General features: G+C 67.3%; 25 protein-coding genes. 11 read left to right on the top strand and 14 right to left on the bottom strand.

Features of this window, described 5'->3' with window-relative positions:
* The 3 genes from plsX to ATO3_RS03875 all read right to left on the bottom strand — a co-directional run bounded on the left by plsX (position 1) and on the right by ATO3_RS03875 (position 2288).
* Positions 1 to 1101 (bottom strand): phosphate acyltransferase PlsX, encoded by a 1101-nt coding sequence (gene plsX, locus ATO3_RS03885; RefSeq protein ID WP_088648460.1) that lies wholly within the window; start codon positions 1099 to 1101, stop codon positions 1 to 3.
* Between the two features lie 62 nt (positions 1102 to 1163).
* Entirely contained in the window at positions 1164 to 1370 is a 207-nt protein-coding gene (gene rpmF, locus ATO3_RS03880) for a 50S ribosomal protein L32 (RefSeq protein WP_088648459.1), read from the bottom strand.
* A gap of 369 nt (positions 1371 to 1739) precedes the next feature.
* Positions 1740 to 2288, bottom strand: coding sequence for a YceD family protein (locus ATO3_RS03875; protein ID WP_088648458.1), 549 nt, complete (start codon positions 2286 to 2288; stop codon positions 1740 to 1742).
* A gap of 200 nt (positions 2289 to 2488) precedes the next feature.
* Here ATO3_RS03875 and ATO3_RS03870 point away from each other — a divergent pair, with 200 nt between their 5' ends.
* The 3 genes from ATO3_RS03870 (at position 2489) to ATO3_RS03860 (ending at position 5761) form a co-directional block, all read left to right on the top strand.
* Positions 2489 to 2932, top strand: coding sequence for an outer membrane protein assembly factor BamE (locus tag ATO3_RS03870; protein ID WP_088648457.1), 444 nt, complete (start codon positions 2489 to 2491; stop codon positions 2930 to 2932).
* Positions 2933 to 3044: 112 nt separating this feature from the next.
* Entirely contained in the window at positions 3045 to 3785 is a 741-nt protein-coding gene (locus ATO3_RS03865; RefSeq protein ID WP_088648456.1) for a GNAT family N-acetyltransferase, read from the top strand.
* 152 nt (positions 3786 to 3937) lie between these two features.
* On the top strand, positions 3938 to 5761 hold the full coding sequence (locus ATO3_RS03860) for an ABC-F family ATP-binding cassette domain-containing protein (protein WP_088648455.1): 1824 nt from the start codon (positions 3938 to 3940) through the stop codon (positions 5759 to 5761).
* Positions 5762 to 5977: 216 nt separating this feature from the next.
* Here ATO3_RS03860 and ATO3_RS03855 read toward each other — a convergent pair whose 3' ends face one another.
* Together ATO3_RS03855 and tyrS are read right to left on the bottom strand one after the other, a co-directional pair.
* Positions 5978 to 6871: a GNAT family N-acetyltransferase gene (locus tag ATO3_RS03855; protein ID WP_088648454.1), complete on the bottom strand. Its 894-nt coding sequence runs from the start codon at positions 6869 to 6871 to the stop codon at positions 5978 to 5980.
* Positions 6872 to 7029: 158 nt separating this feature from the next.
* On the bottom strand, positions 7030 to 8283 hold the full coding sequence (gene tyrS / locus ATO3_RS03850; protein ID WP_088648453.1) for a tyrosine--tRNA ligase: 1254 nt from the start codon (positions 8281 to 8283) through the stop codon (positions 7030 to 7032).
* 63 nt (positions 8284 to 8346) lie between these two features.
* On the opposite strand from tyrS, the gene ATO3_RS03845 reads away from it, so the two are divergent.
* Positions 8347 to 9474 (top strand): anhydro-N-acetylmuramic acid kinase, encoded by a 1128-nt coding sequence (locus tag ATO3_RS03845; RefSeq protein ID WP_408630798.1) that lies wholly within the window; start codon positions 8347 to 8349, stop codon positions 9472 to 9474.
* Positions 9475 to 9774: 300 nt separating this feature from the next.
* Here the strand turns inward: ATO3_RS03845 and ATO3_RS03840 are convergent, their stop codons facing one another.
* Genes ATO3_RS03840 through eno form a run of 3 tightly spaced genes read right to left on the bottom strand, consistent with a single transcriptional unit; the run spans position 9775 to position 11989 of the window.
* Entirely contained in the window at positions 9775 to 10194 is a 420-nt protein-coding gene (locus tag ATO3_RS03840) for a cupin domain-containing protein (RefSeq protein WP_088648452.1), read from the bottom strand.
* Positions 10184 to 10702 (bottom strand): GNAT family N-acetyltransferase, encoded by a 519-nt coding sequence (locus tag ATO3_RS03835; protein WP_088648451.1) that lies wholly within the window; start codon positions 10700 to 10702, stop codon positions 10184 to 10186. The genes ATO3_RS03840 and ATO3_RS03835 overlap by 11 nt, the downstream gene beginning before the upstream one ends.
* A 9-nt stretch (positions 10703 to 10711) precedes the next feature.
* On the bottom strand, positions 10712 to 11989 hold the full coding sequence (gene eno, locus ATO3_RS03830; protein WP_088648450.1) for a phosphopyruvate hydratase: 1278 nt from the start codon (positions 11987 to 11989) through the stop codon (positions 10712 to 10714).
* A 137-nt stretch (positions 11990 to 12126) separates the two neighbouring features.
* On the opposite strand from eno, the gene ATO3_RS03825 reads away from it, so the two are divergent.
* Entirely contained in the window at positions 12127 to 13527 is a 1401-nt protein-coding gene (locus tag ATO3_RS03825) for a PAS domain-containing protein (RefSeq protein ID WP_143747216.1), read from the top strand.
* A gap of 89 nt (positions 13528 to 13616) precedes the next feature.
* On the opposite strand, the gene ATO3_RS03820 is transcribed toward ATO3_RS03825, so the two are convergent.
* On the bottom strand, positions 13617 to 14495 hold the full coding sequence (locus ATO3_RS03820) for a DMT family transporter (RefSeq protein WP_088648448.1): 879 nt from the start codon (positions 14493 to 14495) through the stop codon (positions 13617 to 13619).
* A gap of 130 nt (positions 14496 to 14625) precedes the next feature.
* Between ATO3_RS03820 and ATO3_RS03815 the strand changes: the two genes are divergently transcribed.
* Complete coding sequence (locus ATO3_RS03815) at positions 14626 to 15678, top strand: AbrB family transcriptional regulator (protein ID WP_088648447.1); 1053 nt, start codon at positions 14626 to 14628, stop codon at positions 15676 to 15678.
* Here ATO3_RS03815 and ATO3_RS03810 read toward each other — a convergent pair.
* Positions 15675 to 16085, bottom strand: coding sequence for a Fur family transcriptional regulator (locus ATO3_RS03810; protein WP_088648446.1), 411 nt, complete (start codon positions 16083 to 16085; stop codon positions 15675 to 15677). The two genes, ATO3_RS03815 and ATO3_RS03810, sit on opposite strands and share 4 nt — an antisense overlap.
* 212 nt (positions 16086 to 16297) lie before the next feature.
* Here ATO3_RS03810 and ATO3_RS03805 point away from each other — a divergent pair, with 212 nt between their 5' ends.
* Positions 16298 to 17173, top strand: a complete 876-nt coding sequence (locus tag ATO3_RS03805) for a DMT family transporter (protein ID WP_088648445.1) — start codon at positions 16298 to 16300, stop codon at positions 17171 to 17173.
* 18 nt (positions 17174 to 17191) lie between these two features.
* Here the strand turns inward: ATO3_RS03805 and ATO3_RS03800 are convergent, their stop codons facing one another.
* From ATO3_RS03800 to ATO3_RS03790, 3 genes are read right to left on the bottom strand one after another with little or no spacing between them, the layout of a single operon-like run.
* The gene (locus ATO3_RS03800; RefSeq protein WP_088648444.1) at positions 17192 to 18610 is read right to left on the bottom strand and encodes a protein adenylyltransferase SelO; all 1419 of its coding nucleotides are present in this window, start codon (positions 18608 to 18610) and stop codon (positions 17192 to 17194) included.
* 21 nt (positions 18611 to 18631) lie between these two features.
* On the bottom strand, positions 18632 to 19084 hold the full coding sequence (locus ATO3_RS03795) for a GNAT family N-acetyltransferase (RefSeq protein WP_088648443.1): 453 nt from the start codon (positions 19082 to 19084) through the stop codon (positions 18632 to 18634).
* Positions 19081 to 20034, bottom strand: coding sequence for a nucleoside hydrolase (locus tag ATO3_RS03790; RefSeq protein ID WP_088648442.1), 954 nt, complete (start codon positions 20032 to 20034; stop codon positions 19081 to 19083). The genes ATO3_RS03795 and ATO3_RS03790 overlap by 4 nt, the downstream gene beginning before the upstream one ends.
* A 109-nt stretch (positions 20035 to 20143) precedes the next feature.
* Here ATO3_RS03790 and ATO3_RS03785 point away from each other — a divergent pair, with 109 nt between their 5' ends.
* Positions 20144 to 21022 carry a hypothetical protein gene (locus ATO3_RS03785; RefSeq protein ID WP_143747215.1) on the top strand — a complete coding sequence of 293 codons (879 nt, stop codon included), beginning with the start codon at positions 20144 to 20146 and terminating at the stop codon, positions 21020 to 21022.
* A gap of 10 nt (positions 21023 to 21032) precedes the next feature.
* Here ATO3_RS03785 and mazG read toward each other — a convergent pair whose 3' ends face one another.
* Positions 21033 to 21902 (bottom strand): nucleoside triphosphate pyrophosphohydrolase, encoded by an 870-nt coding sequence (mazG, locus tag ATO3_RS03780; protein WP_158217902.1) that lies wholly within the window; start codon positions 21900 to 21902, stop codon positions 21033 to 21035.
* A 64-nt stretch (positions 21903 to 21966) separates the two neighbouring features.
* On the opposite strand from mazG, the gene ATO3_RS03775 reads away from it, so the two are divergent.
* Genes ATO3_RS03775 through speB (ATO3_RS03765) form a run of 3 tightly spaced genes read left to right on the top strand, consistent with a single transcriptional unit; the run spans position 21967 to position 25090 of the window.
* Complete coding sequence (locus ATO3_RS03775) at positions 21967 to 23130, top strand: M20 aminoacylase family protein (protein WP_088648439.1); 1164 nt, start codon at positions 21967 to 21969, stop codon at positions 23128 to 23130.
* 53 nt (positions 23131 to 23183) lie between these two features.
* Positions 23184 to 24146: an agmatinase gene (gene speB, locus ATO3_RS03770; RefSeq protein ID WP_088648438.1), complete on the top strand. Its 963-nt coding sequence runs from the start codon at positions 23184 to 23186 to the stop codon at positions 24144 to 24146.
* Entirely contained in the window at positions 24143 to 25090 is a 948-nt protein-coding gene (speB, locus tag ATO3_RS03765) for an agmatinase (RefSeq protein ID WP_088648720.1), read from the top strand. The genes speB (ATO3_RS03770) and speB (ATO3_RS03765) overlap by 4 nt, the downstream gene beginning before the upstream one ends.
* Positions 25091 to 25121 lie beyond the last annotated feature (31 nt).

The following is a 25121-nucleotide window of genomic DNA, read 5'->3' as shown; positions in this document are numbered from 1 at the left end:
TCAAGACTGCCCTTTTTTTGTATTTTGATGAGCACTCCCGGGCTCGTTCGGCGCATCATGGTCAAGCTGCCCGACGGATGCAAGCCGTGCGGCAACCTTTTCCGAAAACTGCGACTGTGCCAGCAGGAATGCCAGTTTCACCGCGGCCGATACACCGGTCGCGTCGGCGCTGCCGTGGGATTTCACCACGGTGCCGTTCAGGCCCAGGAACACGCCGCCGTTCACCCGGCGCGGGTCGATCCGCTTGTTCAGGCGCCGCAGAGAGGTATAGGCCATCATCGCCGCCAGCCGCGACATCGGCGAGGCGCGGAAGCTTTGCCGCAGCAGGTCGCCGATCAGGCCGGCGGTGCCTTCGCCGGTCTTCAGCGCCACGTTGCCGGTGAACCCGTCCGTGACGATCACGTCGGCCACGTCTCCGGGCAGGTCCCGGCCTTCGACGAATCCCACGAAATCGTATTGCGCGTCTTCCGCATGCTGCGAGATCAGCTTGTGCGCTTCCTGCAGCTCGGGACGGCCCTTGCCCTGTTCGGTGCCGACGTTCAGCAGGCCGATGCGGGGGCGTTTCACCTCCATCCCGTTGCGGGCGTAAGAGGTGCCCATGAGGGCGAATTGCAGCAGGTCATGGGCGTCGGCGCGGATATCGGCGCCGGCATCCAGCATGACGTTGAAGCCCTGGGGATTGCGCGACGGCCAGAGCACCGCGATCGCCGGGCGCGACACGCCGGGCAGGCGGCGCAGGCGCACGATCGACAGCGCCATCAGCGCGCCGGTGTTGCCGCAGCTGACCGCGACCGTCGCTTCGCCGTTGCGTACCGATTCCAGCGCGGACCACATCGAGGTGCCGTTGCCGGTGCGCATCACGTGGCTGGGGCGGTCCTCCATCGTCACCACCTCGGCGGCGTGACGAATCTCGACCCGGTCGCGCAGGTTGCGGCGCCGGGACAAGAGCTTTTCCAGTTCATCCTGCGGACCATGCAGGAGAAAGGCGATGTCGGGATTCTTCTGAATCGACTGGGCCAGGCCCGCGACAACGGCCGCGGGGCCCTGGTCTCCTCCCATGGCGTCGACCGAAATCACGATACGATCTGTCCGGTCGGGCATCGGAGAAGCGGGAGGCGTCACGGCAATGGTGTCACGGAATCCTGGAGAAGGGTGTTCAGCCTTCAGGCGGCGTCTTCGTCGAGGTCGATCTCGTCGCCGATCGCGACGATTTCGCGGTCATCGTAATGGCCGCAGGACGCGCAGACGTGATGCGGGCGCTTCAGCTCACCACAGTTCGGGCATTCGTTCGGATTCGCGGCGACCAGCGCGTCATGTGCGCGACGGTTGTTGCGGCGCGATTTGGAGACTTTGTTCTGCTGAACGGCCATGTCTCAACCTTACCTTTTCTTGGGCCCAGGCGTTCCCGCGGGCCGCGTTGCGTATGTCACACTTGTCGGGCGTGACGAGCGTTTAGGCCGCGGCCACCAGCTTGTCCAACCCTAAATTCGATGAAGGCGCGAAAATACGGAAATGCATTTCAGGTGCAAGGGTAAAGTAGGGGGTACCGCCCCGGTTTTCCCGGATTTCCGCAGCGTCGTCCTGCTTGCAGGCGGCGGAAGGCCGCTCTGTCATGGCTCTGCCGGGGCCGGGCGCGGTCGTTGGGGCAGGGGCGGGGCGGGACGCGGGGCCGCGGGATCCGGCCGATCGGGGGCCCGCCCTTCGGGATCCGCCTGATTCCCGGCCGAGTCTGCCGCGGCTCAGTCGTCGTCGCGCTGCTGCGCCTTCAGGGCCGCCAGCGCGGCAAAGGGTTTGGCGTCGTCATCCGTCATCGCCTGCTTGCCGGGCTCGGTGAAATTGGTCTCGTCCAGCTTGGCCTCGTCGGCGCGGGGATAGACGGGCAGGGCAAGCGACAGCGCCTCGATCATAACCGCGTTCAGGTCGATTTCGCGCCCCAGCGGCTCCATTTCGTCATCCTCGGGCATTTCCACCTCTTCGCCCTGCGGTTCGGTGAAATCGGGGACGTACAGCCGGCGCACATCGGCCTCGATCCGGGTCGTGACCGGTTTGAGTGTCACCACGCAGGGCTGCACCACCGTGGCGCCGATCTTGCCGGTCAGCAGCCAGTCGCGCGTACCGTCGGCTGTCACCTCGCCGGTGAACCGCATCTTGCGCAGCCCGTCGAGCTCCAGCTCGGTCGCGATCTGTTTCATCTGCGCGGCGTCGGGGTGGAGTGCGAATCCGGTGGCGGCCGACTGGCTCAGGTCGGCCACGCGGAGCTTGCCTCCTTTGGGCGTGTCTTCTGTCATGCCGGGCCTCTTTTCGTTCCTTGAACCCAATGGGCGGATTGGGGTATCGGGATAAAAGGCATGTTGGGGCAACACAAGAGGCAGCCATGATCCTGCGCGCGACAGCTGTCCGGGCTGATGTCCGGACCGGGGACCGGTGCGATGCGCCGTCCGGGCCCGTGTCTGTTTCATCGTCTGCTTCCACGTCAGCTTCTGTGTCCATGCGGCGCCCGTTGCTGCGCCTGGCCCTGGTGGCCGGGCTTGGCCTGTCGCTGGGCGCCTGCTCCGCGCAGTATCGCAACCACGGCTATACGCCGTCGGACGCGCAGCTGTCCGAGATCGTCGTCGGCGTCGACACCCGCGACAGCGTGGCCGAAACCGTGGGCGCGCCCACCTCTGCCGGCATTCTCGCCGGCAGCGATTATTATTACGTGTCCAGCAAGGTGCGCCATTTCGGTGCCGCCGCCCCGAAGGAGGTCGAGCGCAAGCTCGTCGCCATCAGCTTCGACGACGGCGGCGTGGTCCGCAACATCGAGACCTACGCGCTGGAAGATGGCCGGGTCGTCCCGCTGACACGCCGCGTCACCAATACCGGCATCACCGACAAGACCTTCCTGCGCCAGCTGCTGGGCAATATCGGCAACTTCCGTCCCGGCGGGGTCTGATCCCGGGCGCCGGCGCGGCCTTCGGCGGGCCGGCCCTCTCCCGGCGTGAGGTCATATGAGGGTCGTCGTGCAGGGGCCGGACATTGCTGCGCCAGACAGGACGAATGCGCCCATGCCGTTCAAACTGCCCTCGCTCACACGCGGAGCCTACACCGCATCCATAGCCGCCAGCCCGGACGAGCTGGCCGAGGCGCAGGCGCTGCGCGGGCTCTGTTTCGGCAGGTCCACACCGGATTGCGACATCTTTGACGATATCTGTCAGCATGTCCTGATCCGCGAGATCCGCTCCGGCACCCTGGTCTGCTGTTACCGCCTTCTGCTGCTCGACAGCGGTGGCGAGGTCGAACGCAGCTATTCCGCGCAATACTACGGACTGTCCGGCTTGTCCGCTTTCCAGGGGCGCATGGCCGAGATGGGGCGGTTCTGTATCCACCCCGACTGGACCGATCCGGATATCCTGCGCGTCGCCTGGGGCGCCATGACCCGGCTGGTGGACGAGGCGGGGGTGGAACTCCTGTTCGGCTGCTCCTCTTTCGCGGGGACCGAGACCGAAGCCTACCTCGATGCCTTCGCCATGCTCAAGGCGCGCCACCTGGCGCCGAAACGCTGGCTGCCGCGGGTCAAGGCGCCCGAGATCTTCCGCTATGCGGCGCGGCTGCGGCGCACGCCGGATGCGAAGACGGCGATGCGGAAGATGCCGCCGCTTCTGCGCACCTACCTGGTGATGGGCGGCTGGGTCAGCGATCACGCGGTGGTCGACCGGCAGATGAACACGCTGCATGTCTTCACCGGGCTCGAGATCGGGGCCATTCCGCCGGCCCGCAAGAAGCTTCTGCGCGCCGTGGCGGGCTGACCCCGGCGCAGGCGGTGGGGTAAAACCCCACCCTACATCCCCGGCACGGCGCGGCGGCAACGCCCCGGCCGCGCGCCAAGGTCCCGCGCCGGGCGGGGCGGCGGCCCTCAAGCCGGATTGACGCCCCCGCGCGGTCAGGCTAGCTGGCGATCATGGCTCGTATCCCGCTTCTGCAGCTCACCGATATCTCCCTGACCTTCGGCGGAGAACCGGTGTTTTCCGACCTCGATCTTGTTGTGCACGAAGGCGACCGGCTGGCGCTGGTCGGGCGCAACGGCTCGGGCAAATCGACCCTGATGAAGGTCATGGCCGGCCTGGTGGAGCCCGACACCGGCGCCGTCGTCGTGCCGCAGGGCACCTCGGTCGGTTACATGGAGCAGGAGCCCGACATGGCGGGCTTTGCCACGCTGGGCGATTTCGCCTCGGCCTCTCTCGACCCGGGCGAGCTTTACAAGGTGGAGACCGTGGCCGAGGGGCTGAAATTCGATCCCGGCCGCGCGGTCGAGACCGCCTCGGGCGGGGAGCGGCGGCGCGCGGCGCTGGCCCGGCTGATGGCCGAGGCGCCCGACCTGATGCTGCTGGACGAGCCGACCAACCACCTCGATATCGAGGCGATCGCCTGGCTGGAAAACCAGCTGAAATCATCGCGCGAGGCCTTCGTTCTGATCAGCCACGACCGCGCCTTCCTGCGCGCGCTGACCCGCGGCACGCTGTGGATCGACCGGGGCGCGGTGCGGCGCCAGGACAAGGGGTTCGACGCCTTCGAGGCCTGGCGCGACCAGGTTTGGGAGGAAGAGGACAGCGCGCGCCACAAGCTGGATCGCAAGATCAAGGCCGAGGCGCGGTGGGCCGTCGAAGGGATATCTGCCCGGCGCAAGCGCAACATGGGCCGGGTGCGGGCGCTGCAGGATCTGCGCGCCGACCGGGCCAGCCAGATCCGGCGTCAGGGGACGGCGGATTTCGCGCTGGATGCCGGACCGAAATCCGGCAAGAAGGTGATCGAGGCGCAGGCCATTGCCAAGGCCTTTGGTGACCAGCCGATCGCGAAGGATTTCTCGATCCTGGTGAACCGGGGCGATCGCGTGGCCTTTGTCGGGCCGAACGGGATGGGCAAGACCACCCTGCTGAAGATCCTGCTGGGCGAGGTGGCGCCCGATGCCGGCCATGTGAAACACGGCACCAACCTGGAGATCGCGGTTTTCGACCAGGCGCGCGCGCAGCTGGACCCGGATGCGACGCTTTGGGACAGCCTGACGACGGACCCGTCGATGAACGTGTCGGGCCAGGCCGACCAGGTCATGGTGCGCGGCCAGCCGCGGCACGTGGTGGGCTACCTGAAGGACTTCCTGTTCGACGAACGCCAGGTGCGAGCGCCGGTGCGGTCGCTGTCGGGCGGCGAAAAGGCGCGGCTGCTTCTGGCGCGGCTGATGGCAAAGCCGTCGAACGTGCTGGTTCTGGACGAACCGACCAACGACCTGGATATCGAGACGCTGGACCTGCTGCAGGAACTGCTGGACGATTACGACGGCACCGTGCTGCTGGTCAGCCACGACCGGGATTTCCTGGACCGGGTGGCGACAACCACGGTGGCGATGGAAGGCGACGGGAATGCCACGGCCTATGCCGGGGGTTGGAGCGATTACCTCTCGCAACGCCCCGAGCGGGCGGAGGCCCCGGCCGAGCGGGCGAAACCGGCCGCTCCGAAAGCGGCAAAACCGGCGGCGGCCCCGGCCAAACCTGCGGCAAAGCTGTCGTTCACCGAAAAGCACCGGCTGGAGGAACTCCCGGCCGAGATCGAACGGCTGGAGGCCGAGATCGCCAAGCTGGGCGAGCTGCTGGCGGATCCGGAGCTTTACACCCGCGAGCCGGTGAAGTTCCGCAAGGCGACCGAGGCGCTGACCCTGCGGCAGGAGAAGCTTTCGGACGCCGAAGAGGAATGGCTGCTGCTGGAAGAGAAAGCCGAAGCGCAGGGATAGGGCCGGCCGGGGCGGCACGCCCACGAAGCCCGCGCGGGCCTGCCGCCTCTGAGGGAAAGCGGCGCACGACGCGGCGCCTGTGTGTCGCTTTGGCCGGGGATCTGCGCGTGCCTTTCGGCAAACCGGGGCAACCCTCGGTCCCGAAGGACTTTTTGGGCCTGCGGCTGCCGGGGCGGGCAGGTGTCGGCAGGTATGGCGGCGGCCCACTGGCCTCTCCTACCGCGCCGGCGTGGCCGGGCCTGTGGAAGGCTGCCCCGCCCGGTGCCGGGCCCGCCATGGCAGTCTGATCCGCGCCATGGGCGGCCACCAGGCCCAGGTCTCTCCCAATTGACGTGTCAGCGCGCCGGTGCCCAGCCGGAAGGCATCGCTTTCCGGTGCCGGCCCGCCCATCAGCCCCAGATCCAGCCGGGCATAGCCGTGATCGGCCAGCCATCGGATCGCCTGCCACAACAGCAGGTAATGGGCGGCACGGGCATGGCCATGGGGGGTCGTGCGCGCCATGTGCCAGGTCGCGCCCTCGCCATGCAGCAGAAGCAGGATCGCCGCGATCCGGGTCTGCCCCACATGGGCGGTGAACAGTTTCGCATCGCCGGGATTGGCTGCCGCATAGGCCAGGGTCAGCACGCTGACGGGCATTCGCGACCTGCGCCCGGGCGGCAGGGCGCCAAAGATCCAGTGGCCCGGGTCCATTGGCAGGTTGGTCTGCGTCACGCTGAGCCCCTGTGTGGCGGCATGGCCCAGCCGGTGCCGCCAGATCGGCGCCAGCCCGGCCTCCAGATCGCCATCAAGCGGCAGTTCAAGAGCCTGCGCGCCGCGCCTCAGCGGCAGCGCACCGATCCGTTTCAGCCCGGGGCAGGGCCGGTCTGGCTGCAGCAGCATCGGCCGGCGGCGCAGCCCGGCCTCGGCCACCAGGCCGGGCAGGCGGGCCGGATCAAGCTCGGCCCGGTGCACATGCGAAAGGCGCAACCCGCCGGGCAACCGGCGGGTCATCAGGATCGTGCCGTCGGAAAGGCGGCAGGGCGTCTGGCCGGCGGCCGTGAGCGCCCGGAAGAAGGCCGGGCTTTGCAGCAGCGGCCGTGTCTGGGGAAGGATCGGGGCGGAATCGAACATGGGCTCATAAGAGCGCCACAAGTCCTAACGCAGGGTTAATGGAACCTTGCCCGTGTCAGGCGCAAATCCTGACGAAAGGTTAAACCGCGCCTGCAAGCCCTTGATATCGTTCAGGTGGTGGCGTGTCCCACGCGTGGGACACGCCAGGGATCCAGGGCTCAGCCGTCCAGCTGAACCAGCGCGTGGCGCTTCCGGCCGGCGCTCAGCTTGATCGGCGACGCCAGCGCCGCGGCGTCCAGCATCAGGCCTGCGTCGGTCAGCGGCGCGTCGTCGATCCGGGCGCCGTTCTCGGCGATCAAACGCTTGGCTTCCTTGCCGGATTTCGCCAGCCCCGACTTCACGATCAGCTGCACGATCGAGATCCCGTCGCCAAGCTCGGCGGGGCTGAGCGTCAGCGTCGGCAGGTCGTCGCCCACGCCGCCCTTCTCGAAGACCTCGCGCGCGGTCGCCTCGGCCGCCGCCGCGGCCTCGGCCCCGTGCAGGAGCGTGGTGACCTCGTTGGCCAGCCGGATCTTGGCCTCGTTGATCTCGGCCCCTTGCAGCGCGCCCATGCGGTCGCATTCCTCGACCGGCAGCTCTGTGTAAAGCTTCATGAAGCGGCCCACGTCGGCATCGGTGGTGTTGCGCCAGAACTGCCAGAATTCGTACGGCGAAAGCATGTCACCGTTCAGCCAGATCGCGCCCCCGGCCGATTTGCCCATCTTGCGGCCGTCCGACGTGGTCAGCAGCGGCGTGGTCAGGCCGAAGATCTCGCGGTCCGCCACGCGGCGGGTCAGGTCGATCCCGTTGACGATGTTGCCCCACTGGTCCGACCCGCCCATCTGCAGGATGCAGCCATAGCGGCGGTTGAGCTCCAGGAAATCATAGGCCTGCAGGATCATGTAGTTGAATTCGAGGAAGGACAGCGATTGCTCGCGGTCCAGCCGGGATTTCACCGATTCGAAGGACAGCATCCGGTTCACGCTGAAATGCCGCCCGATATCGCGCAGGAATTCCAGGTAGTTCAGCCCGTCGAGCCATTCGGCATTGTTGAGCATCAGCGCGTCCGACGCGCCCTCGCCGTACTCGAGGTAGCGGGCAAAGACCTTCTGCATGCCGTCGATATTGCCGGCGATGGCGGCCTCGTCCAGCAGCGGGCGTTCGTCTGACCGGAACGACGGATCGCCCACCTTGGTGGTCCCGCCGCCCATCAGGGTGATCGGCCGGTGTCCGCACTTCTGAAGCCAGCGCAGCAGCATGATATTGAGCAGATGCCCCACGTGCAGCGATTTCGCCGTGGCATCATACCCGATATAAGCCGCCTGCGTGCCCGAGATCAGGGCGTCGTCGAGCCCCTGATAATCGGTGCAGTCCGCCAGAAAACCGCGCTCCATCAGGATGCGCATGAAGTCCGATTTCGGATGGTAGGTCATGGCTTGCCTCGGGTTTGAAATGCGAGGCAGTGTATAGGCGGCAGTCAGGCAAAGGAAAAGGCCATGAATAAGGCCATGAAAGAGGCCATTCGGGGGAAGGGACCGCTTCGGGCCCTGGGCGCGATGTCGGGGACCTCGCTGGATGGCGTGGATGCCGCGGTGATCGAGACCGACGGGCATGTGATCACAAGCTTCGGAGAGACGGCGTACCGCCCCTATTCCGAGGCCGAACAGGCGGTTCTGCGCGCGGCCCTCGGCCAATGGTCGGGGCCGGAGGTGGAGAAGGCCGCGGCGCTGACCGATGCGGTCCACGCCGAGATCCTGTCGCAATTCGGGAACATCGATCTGGTGGGCTTTCACGGCCAGACCCTGGCCCATGCGCCGCGCCACCAGGGCACGCTGCAGGTGGGTGACGGTGGACGGCTGGCCGAGACACTGGGCGTGCCCGTGGTCTGGGATTTTCGCAGCGACGATGTGCGCATGGGCGGCGAAGGCGCGCCCCTGGCGCCGTTTTATCATTTCGCCTGCGCGCGCTGGATCGGGGCCACGGGGCCTCTGGGCTTTCTCAACCTGGGCGGGGTAGGGAACCTGACCTGGGTGGATCCGCGCAAGCCCGGGCCCGAGGTGCCGGGCGCGCTGCTGGCCTTCGACACGGGGCCCGCCAACGCGCCGATCAACGATCTTGTGCAGACGCGGCTGGGCCAGGCCTGCGACATGGATGGTGCGCTGGCGGCGAAGGGCCGGGTGGAGACGGGCGCGCTTGAGCTGTTCCTGGCCGAGCCCTATTTCACCCGAATGCCGCCGAAGTCCCTCGATCGCAACGATTTCTCCGAGATGATCGAGCTGGTGTCGGAACTGGACGATGCCGATGCCGCCGCGACCCTGACGGGGATGAGCGCCGCGGGCGTCCTGCAGGGGATTGAACATTGCCCCGCGCCGCCCGAACGGCTGCTGGTCACCGGAGGCGGGCGCAAGAACCCGGTGATGATGGAAATGCTGCGCGCGGCGCTCGACTGCCCGGTGGAGCCGGTCGAGGCCGCCGGGCTCGACGGCGACATGCTGGAGGCGCAGGCGTTCGGCTTTCTCGCGGTGCGGGTGGCGCGGGGCATGGCCACCTCCTGCGCCGCGACGACCGGGGTGCGCGCGCTGGTGGGGGGCGGGATCGTGAGTTCGCCGGCGACCGTGACCTGAACCGACGCGCGCTTGAGTGGCGCGGCCAAGTTGCAGGGAGCGTGGCGCGGCTGGCGACTTCGGGAAGGTGGGGGCTCTGCCCCCGTCCTCCGTTGGAGGACTCCCCCGGAGGTATTTTTCCCAAGGTGAAGAAGGACGTTGGCGCAATGCCGCCGCAAGGCGACTTGTTTGCCGGCCCGGGGATCCGACATCTGCAAACACGTCGAGGAAGTCAGGCCGAAGGCGCTGCCCCCCTGTCTTCACCTTGGGTAAAATACTCCTGCGACCGGGGTCGAGGAAGGATGCCGGCCCGGTCGGGGCTCAGGCCCTGGGGATGTCAAAGTCCGGTTCGGCCAGCAGGAAGCCGTCGAAGGAAAAGCCGGGGGCCACCACGCAGCTGACCAGCGTCCAGTCGCCGGTGGTTTCGGCGGCCTGCCAGTGGTCTTTCGGTACAACGACCTGAGGCGCGCCGGTCGCGAGATCGGGGGACAGGGTGTGATCCTGCGCCGGGCCGGCTTCGGTGGCGGCGATCGACAGGGTCAGGGGCGCGCCGGAATGGTAGAGCCAGACCTCGTCCGCATCGACCCGGTGCCAGTGGCTGCGCTCTCCGGCCTTCAGCAGGAAGTAGATGCCGGTCGCATGGGGGCGGCCGTCGCCCCCGGTGCGCCAGGTTTCGCGGTAATGGCCGCCCTCGGGGTGGGCGGTCAGGCCGAGGTGGGCGATGATGTCGTCAGCGGTCATCGGCGAGCTCCATTTCAAAGTAGATCAGGTTGTCGCGTACCCAGCCGGGCATCTCCTGGTACGGGCCGCGGCGGCGAAAGCCGAGGGCGTCGTAGAGCCGCTGCGCCGCGACGAGGGGCCGGCCGGTGTCCATCAGGATGCGCTCGAAGCCGGAGGCGCGGCAGGTGGCGATGAGCTCTTCCATCAGCGCGCGGCCGGCGCCGGTGCCACGGGCGGCGGGCGCCACGTAGACGCGCTTGATCTCGGCCGTGCCGGGAGCGAGCGTGTGGAACATGCCGCAGCCCACCGGTCGCCCGTTCAGCCGGGCGAGACGGATGCCGCCGGCGGGCGGGGCATGTTCAAGCGCCAGGTTCTCCATGATCGCGGCGTATTTCTCGGGCGGATAGGCCTGGGTCACGATCTCGGCGTCGATGCCGCCGAGACCGCGCAGCACGTCGAGGTAGTCCCAGCACAGGGCCCGGACAGCGTCGAGCGCCTCCGGGCCTTGCGGGTCCTCGATCGTCAGCACCGCCGGCGCTCAGCCCTTCAGGATCGAGGTGCCGGCATATTCGGCGACCTCGCCCAGCCCTTCCTCGATGCGGATCAGCTGGTTGTACTTCGCCAGCCGGTCCGAGCGCGCCAGCGAACCGGTCTTGATCTGACCGCAATTGGTCGCCACGGCGAGATCGGCGATCGTGGTGTCCTCGGTCTCGCCCGAGCGGTGCGACATCACGTTGGTATAGCCGGCACGGTGGGCCATATCGACCGCCCGAAGCGTCTCGGTCAGCGAGCCGATCTGGTTCACCTTCACCAGCATCGAGTTGGCGCAGCCTTTCCTGATACCGTCGGCGAGGCGGAGGGGATTGGTCACGAAGAGGTCGTCGCCGACCAGCTGCACCTTGTCGCCGATGGCGTTGGTCAGCATCTTCCAGCCGTCCCAGTCATCCTCGGACATGCCGTCCTCGATCGAGATGATCGGATAGTCCTTCACCAGCGCTTCGAGGTAGGCGACGTTCTCGGCCGCATCGAGCGTTTTGCCTTCACCGGAAAGGACATACTTGCCGTCCTTGAAGTATTCCGTCGCCGCGCAATCGAGCGCGAGGTAAATCTCTTCGCCCGGCTTGTAGCCGGCCTTCTCGATCGATTTCAGGATGAAATCCAGCGCCTCGCGGGTCGATCCCAGCTCGGGCGCGAAACCGCCCTCGTCGCCGAGGCCCGTGGACATGCCCGCGGTCGAAAGTTCCTTCTTCAGCGTGTGGAACACCTCGGACCCCATGCGGACCGCGTCGCGGATCGTGGGGGCCGAGACCGGCATGATCATGAATTCCTGGATGTCGATCGGATTGTCGGCATGTTCGCCGCCGTTGATGATGTTCATCATCGGCACCGGCAGGATATGCGCCGAGGTGCCGCCGACATAGCGATAGAGCGGCATGGCCGAGAAATCCGCCGCCGCGCGCGCCACGGCGAGCGAAACGCCCAAGATCGCGTTGGCGCCCAGCCGGGCCTTGTTGTCGGTGCCGTCCAGTTCGATCATCGTGGTGTCGATGGCGACCTGCTCGGTGGCGTCGAAGCCCACCAGCGCCTCGGCGATCTCGCCGTTGACGGCGGCGACGGCCTCAAGCACGCCCTTGCCCTTGTAGCGGGCGGCGTCGCCGTCGCGCTTCTCGACGGCCTCGTAGGCGCCGGTCGAGGCGCCCGAGGGCACGGCGGCCCGGCCCGTGGTGCCGTCTTCCAGCGTCACTTCGGCCTCGAGGGTCGGGTTGCCCCGGCTGTCGAGGATTTCGCGGGCGAAAATGTCGATGATGGTGCTCATGCTCACTCCAAGTCCCTGGCTCGCCACCGCTCTAACGGGTTTCGGCGCGCCCCGCAATTTCCACGGCCGGTAAGGGAGCGTTAGCGAATGACGTGTAGCTATCCCGCCAAGGGTAATGCCAGCTTTTGGGGACGATCTTGACCGACAGCGCGCCGAAGACACCGTTCAAGGACACGACGTTCAAGGACAAGACGCTCACGGACCAGGAGGTGTCGGATTTCCGAATCGACGACCTGTTCATGTCGCGCACCGACGAGCGCGGTGTAATCCTGTCCGGCAACCAGACGTTCCAGCGCCTTTCGGGCTTCGAATGGGACGAGATCCTTGGCGCCCCGCACAAGGTGATCCGGCATCCGGACATGCCCAAGTGCATATTCCGCCTGTTCTGGGACACGCTGAAAGACGGACGGCCGGTCGGCGCCTACGTGAAGAACAGGTCGAAGCAGGGGCGGTATTACTGGGTCTTCGCCATCGCCCTTCCGGTCGAGGGCGGGTACGTGTCCGTCCGGCTCAAACCGACGAGCAATGTCTTCGACCGCATCCGTGGCATGTATGCGGAACTGGTCGAGGCCGAGCGCAACGGCGCCTCGATCGAAGAGGGGCTGGAGGCGCTCGACGGTTCCCTCGGGAAGTTCGGCTGCACGTCCTACCGCGATGCCATGGCCGCCTGGGTCCGCAGCGAGATCGCCGCACGCCGGGTGGCGCTGGGGCGCAAGCCCGATCCGGTGTTGCGGGGACTGGAAGAGCTGAAGGGCTGCGTGCTGAAGATCGGCAAGGAACTGGCCGATATCGGCGCCACCTTCGAAAGCATTCGCGGCACGCCGACGAACCTGCGCATCCAGGCCACGCGCTTTGGGGACAAGGCGATCACGATCCAGATCATCTCGCAGAATTACGACGTGCTCACGAAGGATATCGAGGCCGCCAACAAGACCATGAGCGGCATCTATCAGGACCTGTTGCGGGTGCTGGACGAGGATTCCTTCGGACTGGCCGCCGTGTCCCTGCTGCACGAGGCGTTCCGCCGCTTCGAGGAAGAGAACAGCCTGCCCGACGGGGTCTCGATGGAGCAGGAGGCGAAGATCATCCAGCCGCATACCCGGAATTTCGGCGCCCGCGCCGACGTGATGCTGAAGCGGACGGAAGACCTTGTGACCCAGGTGCACCAGCTCCAGCGGATCGTCTCGGGGCTGGCGGTGGCGCGGGTGATGTGCCGGATCGAGGAGGCGGGCCTGTCCGGAGATTCGGGCGGCATTGCAGACATCGTGCGGCGGTTGCTGGAATTCCAGACCAAGGTCATGGGCTGTATCGAGAATATCGACACCGAGTGCCGCAACGCGCATCGGTTGATGATAAAGCTGGCGGCGAATTTCTCGGACACGCCGGACGAGATGAAGCCGCGTGGCGACAGCGACCGGCGCAAGGCCGCGAGGGAGCCGCGTCTGAAAGGCGGGACCGCCGCGCATGCGGCGGCGACGTCGGCCAAGACGGCGCCCCGGGCGCGGCCGGAGGCCGGCGCCATGGACGGGGCCTGGTAGGGACCTGGTCGGGGCCGGGCTGGGGCGGACAAGACTATGCTCGGGGCCCAGTTGCGGGTCCATATGTGGGCGGGGCCCTGGTGGAGTACCTACGGCGCCCGGCGCATATGTCGGACCTGTCGTTCCCGCCAGAAGGTGAATATGCCCGAGCCGACGATCAGGGTCGCACCGGCCAGCATCGGCAGGTCGGGCCGCTCGGCAAAGACCACCCCGCCCAGCACCAGCGCAAACACCAGGCGCGAGTAGCGGAAGGGCGTGACAAAGGCGACCTCTCCGACCCGCATCGCGGCCACCACGGCGTAATAGGCCGCGACGCCCAGCACCATCGCCAGCCCGATCAGCAGCCAGGTTTCGGGCGGCGGCGCGACATAGGGCGCGCCCGTGATCAGGGCGAGTATCCCCGACGTGGGCACCAGCACCAGGAAGGCGAAGAAGCTGACCTGCAGGGAACTGACGGTCGCGGGCACCCGCCGCGTGGCAAGCTCGCGTACCGCCAACGCCACGACCGAGGCCAACGCGAAAAGCGCCGCGGGATCGAAGGCCTGGGTCCCCGGCCGCACGATCAGCATCACGCCGAAGAACCCCACGACCACGGCGCTCCAGCGGCGCCAGCCGACCTGTTCGCCCAGGAACAGCGCCGCGCCCGAGGTCACCAGAAGCGGCGTCGATTGCAGGATCGCCGAGACGCTAGACAGCGGCGCCATCGACAGGGCGGTGACGAAACAGATGCTGCCCAGAACCTCGGCCAGATTGCGCAGATGCAACGGCAGCACGAACATCTCGGCGGTGATCAGCCCGCGGCCCTGGCGCAACAGAAGCGCGGCAAAGATCACCGCGCCGCCCAGCGACAGGAACAGAATGATCTGCCAGGTCGGCAGCAGGCCGGACATCAGCTTCACGCACATGTCTTCGACCGCGAAGCCCAGCATGGCGACGGTCATCAGCGCCGCGCCGCGCGCATTGTCCATGGTCCGTCCCTTTCGCCCGCCCCTCGGGGGCGTCTATCCAAGCCTGCGAAAGACGCAAGCGGCATTTGCGAAACCCGGCCTTGCGCGCTGTTCTATGGCGGTTCCCCACGGGGCCTGCTAGCACGATGGCATGCGATGGTTGCCGACGTTCCCCGAGCTGAGCCAGACCGTGCTGACCCTGGGGATCGGGGCCGCCGGTGCCGGGCTCGGCGCGCTCATCCATTTTCCCGCCCCCGCCCTGACCGGCCCCGCCGTGGCGGTCACGCTTGCCAGCCTCTGGGGCCTGCGACTGGACGTGATCCCGCTGATCCGGGCCGCGGCCTTCCTTGTGGTGGGGACCGGGCTTGGCGCGATCGTCACCGACGAGACGACCGAGGCGCTGACCCGCTGGCCGCTGGCCATCGTCGTGCTCGCCGTCGGGCTGGTGGCGACCATGGCGGTCAGCCAGTGGGTGCTGTGCCGGTTCTTCGATTTCGACAGGCGCGGCGCGGTTCTGGCGGCGACGCCGGGGCATCTGAGCTTCGTCATCGGGCTGGGCACCAGCCTGAACGTGGACATGGCCCGGGTGACCATCGTGCAATCGCTGCGGTTGCTGACGATGAGCCTGGCCGTGCCGATGTTCGCCCTGGTCTTCGGGATCCAGGTCACGCTGGGCGCGGTGTCGAGCGAGGCGCCGATGGCGCCGCTGCCTTTCGCGGCGCTGATACTCGTGGCCGGCGCCGCGGGGTGGGGGCTTGCACGGCTGCACATGCCGGCGGCGCTGATCATCGGCGCGATGGTGGTTTCGGCCGTGGCGCACGGGTTGGGCTGGATCCATGGCGGGCTGAGCCCCGGGGTCGCGACCGTGGGCTTCATCGTGCTCGGCACGCTGATCGGTACGCGCTTTACCGGCGTCCGCCCGGGCGCGATCGTGCAGGCGATGGGCGCCGGCCTGGCAACGACGGTGATCGGATCGGTCTTCGCCGCCGCGGCGGCCTTTCCCGTGGCGCTTTGGCTCGACATGCCGTTCATGGGCACGGTCGCGGGCTTTGCCCCCGGCGGGTTCGAGATGATGATCGCGCTTGGCGCCGTTCTGGGGGCGAATCCCGGGCTGGTCGCTGCGTGCCACCTGATGCGGCTGCTGATCCTGACGGTTCTGGTCCCGCTCTTCCTGGCCCGCGCCGGTCGCCGGGCCCGGGCCTAGCGCTTCTTGCGCACGCCGTAGAGCTCGAGCCGGTGGCCGCGCAGTTCATAGCCAAGCTTGCGCGCGATGCGCTCCTGCAATTCCTCGATTTCGGGGTCGACGAATTCGATCACTTCTCCGGTCGACAGGTCGATCAGGTGATCGTGGTGATCCCGGTCGGCATCTTCATAGCGCGCGCGGCCGTCGCCGAATTCCAGCTTCTCCAGGATCCCGGCCTCTTCGAAAAGCTTCACGGTCCGGTAGACGGTGGCGATCGAGATCTGCGGATCGGTGGCCACGGCGCGGGCATAGAGCTGTTCGACATCGGGGTGATCGTCGCTTTGCTCCAGCACCCGGGCGATGATCCTGCGCTGGCCTGTCATGCGCAGGCCCTTGGCCTCGCAGCGGGAAATGATGGTGTCGGTCATGCGGGCGGCCGGTTGCAACGGGGAGGTTTACAGGTCTAGGCGGTGTAGCCTGTTCGACCGGTCTCTGCCAACGGGCAAGTTCCGGTATTCGATATCTCCGGCCCGGTCCCGCGCATCGCACCGACCGGCCGCCTTGACACCGGGACGCGCCCGGCCTCCCTTGGCCGCGCGAAGCAAGGGCGCCCGCGACGCGGCGCAGAGAGGAGCCGCGCGTGGAGGAGAGACGCCCAGTTGATACCAGGGGCGCGATCGCGTTGATCGGGTTTGCGGCTTTGCTGGCCTTCAACCAGGTGGTGGTCAAGGTCACCGGCGGCGGGTTCGAGCCGGTCTTCCAGGCCGCTCTGCGTTCGGTCGGCGCGTCGCTGGTGGTGCTGGCCTGGATCCTGACCTTCGGCGTGCCGCTGCGGATCGACCGGCGCGTGCTGCCCTGGGGGATCTTGGCAGGGGTGATCTTTGCGGTCGAGTTCCTCTGCCTGTTCACCGCACTGGACACGATCACCGTGGCGCGGTCCTCGGTCATCTTCTATTCGATGCCGGTCTGGATGGCGCTGGCCAGCCATTTCCTTCTGCCGGGCGAGCGGCTGACACGGATCCGGTCCCTGGGGCTGGTGCTGGCCATGGCGGGCGTCGCGGCCGCGCTGTTCACCCGGCCCGAAGGCGGAGCGCACCTGGGCGGTGACCTGCTGGCGCTCTGCGCGGCCCTCAGCTGGGCGGCCATCGCGCTGCTGGTGCGGATCACGCCCTTTGGCACCGCGCCGCCCGAGGTGCAGCTGCTCTGCCAGGTGGTGGTGTCGGCGGTCGTGCTGCTTGGTCTTTCGCCGCTGTTCGGGACGCTGTTGCGCGATCCGGGGCTGATCCACTACGCCGGGCTCACGTTCCAGTTCGTCTGCGTCGTGGGCCTGGGTTTTCTGGCGTGGTTCAAGCTACTGGCGGTCTACCGCTCCAGCGATGTCGCCTCGTTCAGCTTCCTCTCGCCGGTTCTGGCGGTGCTGCTGGGCTGGTTGTTGCTGGACGAGCAAATCCAGCCGCAGGTCTGGGGCGCGCTTGTGCTGGTCGCGGCGGGGATCACGCTGATCAACCGCCGCTGACACTTTTGTCCTGAAATGTCAGGTGCCGCAGAAGGTCGCCTGTACCACCTCGTCCGCGGTCGGCGGCGCGGCGAGATCCTGCGCGTGGGGCTGGTCATCGTAGGGATGGGCCAGGACCGCCATCAGTCGCTCGAACGGTGCGAAATCCGCCTCGAGCGCGGCCGAGATCGCCTCTTCGATGCGATGGTTGCGCGGGATGAAGGCCGGGTTGGCCGAGCGGATGCGCGCCAGCGGCGCGACCTCGCGGTCCAGCCTTGCCTGCCATCGGGCCTCCCATGCGTCGAAGGCCGCCATGTCGGTCAGCTGGTCGCGGGCGGTGCCGGTGGCGAGGCCCCGGAAGGTATTGGTGAAATCCGCCTTGTCGGTGGCCAACAGCCGCAAAAGATCGGCGATCAGTTCCAGGTCGTCGGGCTCGGCGGTGCCAAGGCCGATCTTGGCGCGGAAGAGGCGCGACCAGTGATCGCGGACCAGGTCGGGCATGGCATGGACGATCTCGGTCGCCTCGCCGACGGCGGCTTGTGGATCCTCCATCTGCTGGATCAGCGCGGTGGCCAGCTGGGCGATGTTCCAGGCGGCGATTTCCGGTTGCTGGCCATAGGCATAGCGGCCGAACTGGTCGATCGAGGAAAACACCGTCTGCGGGTGATAGGTGTCGAGGAAGGCGCAGGGGCCATAGTCGATCGTCTCGCCCGAGATCGCGCAATTGTCGGTGTTCATCACCCCGTGGATGAACCCCACGGCCATCCATTGCGCCACCAGCTGCGCCTGCGCATCGCGCACCGCGGCCAGCAGGCCCATGGCGCCCTCGGCGTCGGGGTAATGCCGGTCGATGGCGTATTGGGTCAGCTGGCGCAGGCGGTCGAGCTCTCCTCGTGCGGCAAAGACCTGGAAGGTGCCGACGCGCAGGTGGCTTTTGGCAACACGGGTCAGCACGGCGCCGGGCAACACCCGTTCGCGGTAGACCGGCTCGCCAGTGGAAACGGCAGCCAGAGCACGTGTCGTGGGGATCCCCAGCGCATGCATCGCCTCAGACACGATGTATTCGCGCAGCACCGGTCCCAGCCAGGCACGCCCGTCACCGCCGCGTGAATAGGGGGTGCGGCCGGCGCCCTTCAGCTGGATGTCGCGGCGGATGCCGTCGGAGCCCACGATCTCGCCCAGCAGGACGGCGCGGCCATCGCCCAGCTGCGGATTGTACTGGCCGAACTGGTGGCCCGAATAAAGCTGCGCCAGAGGCTCGGCGCCCTCGGGGACGCGGTTGCCGGCAAAGATCTCGGCCAGCTCCCCCGGATCGGCGCGGCCTATGCCCAGCAGATCGGCCAGCGGCTGATTGTAGGCGATGAGGTCCGGGGACGACACCGGCGTCGGCGACTGGGCCGAAAAGAAGCCTTCGGGCAGGCGGGCATAGGTATTGTCGAAGGGAAAGTGCAAGGACATGAGGTGCTGTTGTCGTTCCTGTCAGGAGAGCTGTCTCTTGACCATCATGTAAGCGTCTTCGTCGCGGAATCCAGCCTTGGCGCAGAGCCGGTGCAGGCTGTCGGCCCCGGCCGGCAGTCGCAGGTGAAGCGCGCGCAACCCGGCCTCGGCCAGTGCCGGGGGCAGTGTAAAGAGCACCTCGGTCGCGAGACCACGGCCGCGCACCGGCGGGCGGATATATAGCCCTGCGACATAGCCTTCGAGCCCGCCGGCCTCCAGCGACCAGCCGAATGTCAGGACGATATAGCCCACCGGTGCCCGTGCCGGGCCGATCAGGTAGATGGCACCATGGGGAGAGCCTTCCAGAAGTGGAAGGAGCGCCGCGCGGCGCTCCTCTTCGGTCTGGGTGATCCCGGTTTCGGCGTGGCAGGCGGCGACAAGCGCCTCGAGCCGGTCGGCATCCGGCGTCTGCGCCAGGTGCAGCGCGGCCTTCACAGCCGGGCCAGGCGCTCGGTGAGCAGGGCGAAAAAGCCGTCCGCGTCGAGATCCCCGATGAAGGTCGCATTGGCGGGCCGGTCGGTGACGCCCCACCAATCGGCGACCGTCATGCCCAGCGTCAGCTCGGATGTCGTCTCGATCTCGACATTGATGCGCCGGCCCGAGAAGAGATCGGGCTGCAGCAGGTAGGCGGTCACGCAGGGATCGTGCAGCGGCGCGCCGTTGGAGCCGTATTTCTCCTTGTCGAAACGTTCGAAGAAATCGGTCATCTGCGCCACGGCGAGGCCCACGGGCGTGCCAAGCGCGCGGAAGGCGTCGTTGCGTTCGGACGTCACCAGCGCCTTGTGCGTCACATCCAGCGGCATGACCACGATCGGCGCGCCGGATTTGAACACGATATCAGCGGCTTCCGGATCGACGTAGATGTTGAATTCGGCCGCCGGGGTGATGTTGCCCACCTCGAAATAGGCGCCGCCCATCAGGACGATCTCCTGCACCTTCTCGACAATGTCAGGAGCGCTGGCAAATGCCTTGGCGATGTTGGTCAGCGGCCCCAGCGGGCAAAGCGTCACCGTGCCGGCGGGCTCGTTGCGCAGGGTCTCGATGATGAAACCGACCGCGTGCTGGTCTTCCAGCGCGATGGTCGGCTCGGACAGCTCGGGCCCGTCCAGCCCGGACTTGCCGTGCACGTGTTCGGCCGTCACCAGCTTGCGCTTTAGCGGGGCATCGCAGCCGGCGAAGACGCGGATCTCGGGGCGGCCGGCGAGTTCGCAGACGATGCGCGCATTGCGCGCCGTCAGGGGCAGCGGCACGTTGCCGGCCACGGCGGTGAGGCCCAGCACCTCGATCTCTTCGGGGCTGGCCAGCGCCAGCAGGATCGCGACGGCGTCGTCCTGGCCGGGGTCGGTGTCGATGATGATCTTGCGGGGAGAAGTACTGGGGGACATGGATGCTCCGGGTCGGTGAGGTCGGAAAGTGACAAGGCCCGGACACATTGTCCAGCAGCCATTGCCCCGGCCCGGTGAAATGCGCATCGTCGCGCTGAAAGGGACCGGAATGGCCAAGCGGATCTACCTACATGCGGGCGCCCATCGGACCGGGTCGAGCTCCTTCCAGCTGTGTCTGCATGACAACCGGGCCGTGCTGGAGGCTCATGGATATGACGTCGCCTATCCCGGCCGCGACGGCGTGCCGGGCGGTCAACTTAGGCTGCGCCTGCCGGCGCCGCGCCACGAGGGCGCGCGGATGGGGCGTTTCGCGGGCTCGGTCCGGGGCGCGGTGAAGCAGTTCAGCCCCGATCCCGGCCGCGCACTGGTGATCTCGGAAGAGAACGTGCCGGGGCGGATGTTCCATTTTTTCCAGGGCCGCTTCCTGCCAGCCTCCGCCATGCGCCTTCGCTGCCTGCGCGAGGGGCTGGAGGACGCGGAACTGCACCTGCTCTACGTCCTGCGCTCTTATGACGAGATCTTCGCCTCGGCCTGGCGGAAGCGGGCAGAAGACAACAAGGTCGAGGATTTTCAGTCCCTTGCCCCGCGTTTCCTGGACATGGACCGTGGCTGGCCCGAGCTGATGGCGGAGATGCGCGAGATCCTGAGGCCCGCGCGGATGGTGCTGCTGCCCTATGAGGCGCGCGGCAGCAGCCGCGAACTCCTGACACGGCTCCTGCCAGACCTTGCGGGCGCGGATCTGAACGAGCCGGAGGCGCAGTTGAACCTCAGCGCCACGGATGCGGGGATCACCGCGCTGCAGGACCGGTATCGGGCGGGTGAGACGCTGAGCCGCGAGCAATGGCAGGAGGTTGTCAGGAGATATGCCGAAGAGCGCGATGACCTCGGGCTCACCCGGTTCACCGAGGCCGACCGGGCCGTCCTGCGCGACCGCTACGCGCGCGACCTCGACCGGATCGCGGCGATGGACGGGGTTGAGATGGCCTGAGACCGGCGGCTCAGCCCCGGGAGGCCTTCGCCGCTTTCTCCTGTGCCTTCACCGCATCCCACAGCGCGTCCATCTCGGCCAGATCGCTGGTCGCCGGGCTGCGGCCGCGTTCGGCGAGCCGCGCCTCGACGGCCTCGAAGCGGCGGGTGAACTTGGCGTTGGTCCGGCGCAGGGCGGCTTCCGGATCCAGGCCCAGGTGGCGGCCGAGGTTGACCATGACGAAGAGCAGATCGCCGAATTCATCCTCGATCTCGTCGGGGCCCATTGTATCGCGGGCCTCGGCCAGCTCGGCGGCCTCTTCGGTGATCTTGGCCAGCACGTCGCCGGTATCGGCCCAGTCAAAGCCGACGCGGGCGGCGCGTTTCTGCAGCTTCAGCGCGCGCAGCAGGGCAGGCAGGTGCACCGCCACCCCGTCCAGCGCACCCTTCTGTGCATTGCCCGCCCGTTCGGCGGCCTTGATCGTTTCCCAGTCGCGGGTCTGCTGCTCGGCGGATTTGTCGCGGCTTTCATTGCCGAAGACATGCGGATGGCGCGCGACCATCTTGTCGGCGACCCTGCGCACCACCGACTGAAAGGTGAAATGCCCGTCCTCGGCGCCCATCTGCGCGAAATAGACCGCCTGCAGCAGCAGGTCGCCCAGCTCGCCCTCCAGCTCGTCCATGGCGCCGCGTTCCACGGCGTCGGCGACCTCGTAGGCCTCCTCGATCGTGTAGGGGGCGATGGTGGCGTAGCTTTGTTCGATGTCCCACGGGCAGCCGGTTTCGGGGTCGCGCAGGCGGCGCATGATCTCCAGCAGCCGCTCGATCCCGGCGTCGCGGTCGTGGATCAGCTCCTCGGTGGGCGCGGCATCGGGCCTGGGGTGCGGGGCGTCATCGGGCATTGCGGCGGCCTTCGGTTCGGTGTCAGATGCGCCCATTCCTAGCGCCGCCCGAGGGACAAATGCCATGCCTGTTGTCAACAGAATTGCCGATTTCGCCGCGGAGATGACAGCCTGGCGCCGGCATTTGCATCGCATCCCCGAACTGGGCTTCGACTGTCCGCTGACGGCGGCCTTCCTGGCCGCGCGTCTGCGCGACTTCGGCGTGGACGAGATTCACGAGGGCATCGCGCAGACTGGAATCGTTGCGATCATCGAAGGGCAGGGGCCGGGGCCCTGCATCGGCCTGCGCGCCGATTTCGACGCCCTGGCGATCGAGGAGGCCACGGGCGCGGCCCATGCCTCCAACCATCCCGGACGGATGCATGCCTGCGGCCATGACGGCCATTCCACCATGCTGCTAGGCGCCGCGAAATACCTGGCCGAGACGCGGAATTTCTCGGGCCGTGTGGCGCTGATCTTTCAGCCGGCCGAAGAGAACGGCGGCGGCGCCGATGTCATGGTGCGCGAGGGCATCATGGAACGTTTCGGGATCGACGAGGTCTATGGGCTGCACAACGCGCCGGGCCTGCCGGAGGGGAGTTTCTGCACCACGCCGGGGCCGATCATGGCGGCGGTCGACACGTTCGAGCTGCACCTGAAGGGCGTCGGAGGTCACGGGGCCATGCCGCAGGAGACGCGCGATCCGATCGTCGCGGCCATGGCGATCGGCCAGGCCTTCCAGACCATCGTCAGCCGCAATGTCGCCGCGCGCGATGATCTGGTGATCTCGATCACCCAGATCCACGCCGGTACAACCGACAACGTGATCCCCGCCCGGGCCTATATGAACGGCACGATCCGCACCTTCGATCCCGAGGTGCAGGACATGGTGCGCCGGCGGATGCAGGCCATCGTTGCCGGCCATGCCGCCAGCTTCGAGGTGGAGGCCGAGTTCGACTATGTCATGGGCTACCCGGCCACGGTGAATGACCCGGGCCGCGTTGCCTTTGCCGCCGAGGTGGCGCGCGAGGTTTCGGGCGCCGCGCAGGTCGAGGCCGAGGCCGGGCGCGAAATGGGCGCCGAGGACTTCGCCTATATGCTGCAGGCCCGGCCGGGGGCCTACCTGTTCCTCGGGCAGGGAAGCGGCGCCGGGTTGCATCACCCCGAATATGATTTCAACGACGCGGTGGCGCCGGTGGGCGCCTCGTTTTTCGCCCGGCTCGTCGAGCGGGCGCAGCCGGCGGCCTGACTCGGCACCGTTCCGATCCGCCATTCCCCGACAGATGAAGAGGCATCCGTGACATGAGCTTGGAAGACGCAAAGCACCAGGTCGATCAGGCCTTCACCCGCGACGATCTGAAAGGCCCGTCGTTCGAGAACACCTTTGGCGGGGCGACCTCGTTCATGCGGCGACGCTACAGCAAGGATCTGTCCGGGGTGGATGTTGCCGTGACGGGCGTGCCTTTCGACCAGGCCGTCACCAACAGGCCCGGCACGCGCCTGGGGCCCCGCGCGATCCGCGAGGCTTCGGCCCTGCAGGCGCCGGATGCGCCGCATGGCTGGGGCTATGACCCGTTTTCCGAGCTGGCGATCGTGGATTACGGCGACCTGGCGTTCGATTATGCCAATGTTCCGGCCTTTCCTGACGCTCTGACAAATCATGTCAGAACGATCTTGCAGGCCGGTGCGGCGCCCGTGGTGCTGGGCGGGGACCATTACGTCAGCTTCCCGATCCTGCGGGCGATGCACGAAAAATACGGGCCGCTCTCGCTGATCCATATCGACGCCCATTCCGACACCTGGGCCGATGACGACATGTCCCGGATCGACCACGGGACGATGTTCTACAAGGCGGTCAAATGCGGCTATATCGACCCTGCGACCTCGGTCCAGATCGGCATCCGGACCCACAACCCCGACAATCTGGGCGTGCCCACCTTCGACGCGCGCAGCGTGCATGAGCGCGGCCCCTCGGATATTGCGAAGGCGGCGAAGGAGATCGTCGGCGACCGACCCGTCTACCTGACCTTCGACATCGACGGGCTCGACCCGGCCTTCGCGCCCGGCACCGGCACGCCGGTCTGGGGCGGGCTCAGCTCGGGGCAGGCGGCGATCCTGCTGCGCGACCTGGCCGGCATCAACATCAAGGGCGGCGACGTGGTCGAGGTCTCGCCCCCCTTCGACACCACCGGGGCCACGGCGATCGCCGGCGCCCATGTGGCGGTCGAGATCATCTGCCTTCTGGGATGGAACGCGCGCACATGAGTACACCGAACCAACCGATCTCCGGCAACGACCTGGCCCGGTTCTCGGGGCCGAACACCTTCATGCGGCTGCCCCAGGCCGGCGTGCTGGAGGGGGTCGACGTGGCGATCCTGGGCATTCCGATGGATATCGGCACCTCGTGGCGGTCGGGCACGCGGTTCGGGCCCAAACAGGTGCGCGCCGAAAGCGCGATGATTCGGCCCTACAATATCCAGTCCGGCGCCGCGCCGTTCGACAGCCTGAACGTGGCCGATATCGGGGATCTCGCGATCAACACCTTCTCGCTTCCCGACAGCCTGCGAATCATCCGCGAAAGCTATGCGATGATCCTGTCGTCGGGCGTGATTCCCATGGCGATCGGCGGCGATCACTCGCTGACGCTGCCTATCCTGCGGGCCGTGGCAGAACGTCACGGGCCGGTCGCGCTGGTGCATGTGGACGCCCATGCCGACGTCAACGACGAGATGTTCGGAGAGCGCGAGACCCATGGCACCGTGTTCCGCCGCGCCTACGAGGAGGGGCTTATAAACCCCCGGAAAACCTACCAGATCGGCCTGCGCGGCACCGGCTACGCCGCCACCGATTTCACCGAGGCACAGGGCTGGGGATTCCAGCAGTTCGTGGCCCCCGAGCTTTGGCACAGGTCGCTGTCGCCCCTGGGTGCGGAGATACGCCGCGACATCGGGGAAGCTCCGGTTTACGTCTCCTATGATATCGACAGTCTTGATCCGGCCTATGCGCCGGGCACCGGCACGCCCGAGATCGGGGGGCTGACGACGGCACAGGCGATGGAACTGATCCGCGCGCTGCGTGGTTTGAACATCGTGGGATGCGACATGGTCGAAGTGTCGCCACCCTACGATCCGTCGGGCAATACCGCTTTGACGGCCGCAAACCTGTTGTTCGAACTGCTCTGCGTCCTGCCGGGAGTGACCTACAGATAACATCCTGCCGGCGACCTGCGACTGGCGGACC

Source organism: Marinibacterium profundimaris, from assembly GCF_002210095.1.
In the GTDB taxonomy this organism is placed as follows: domain Bacteria; phylum Pseudomonadota; class Alphaproteobacteria; order Rhodobacterales; family Rhodobacteraceae; genus Marinibacterium; species Marinibacterium profundimaris.
Note: the sequence above shows the minus strand (reverse complement) of the source record. Positions and strands in the feature narration are given on the sequence as shown.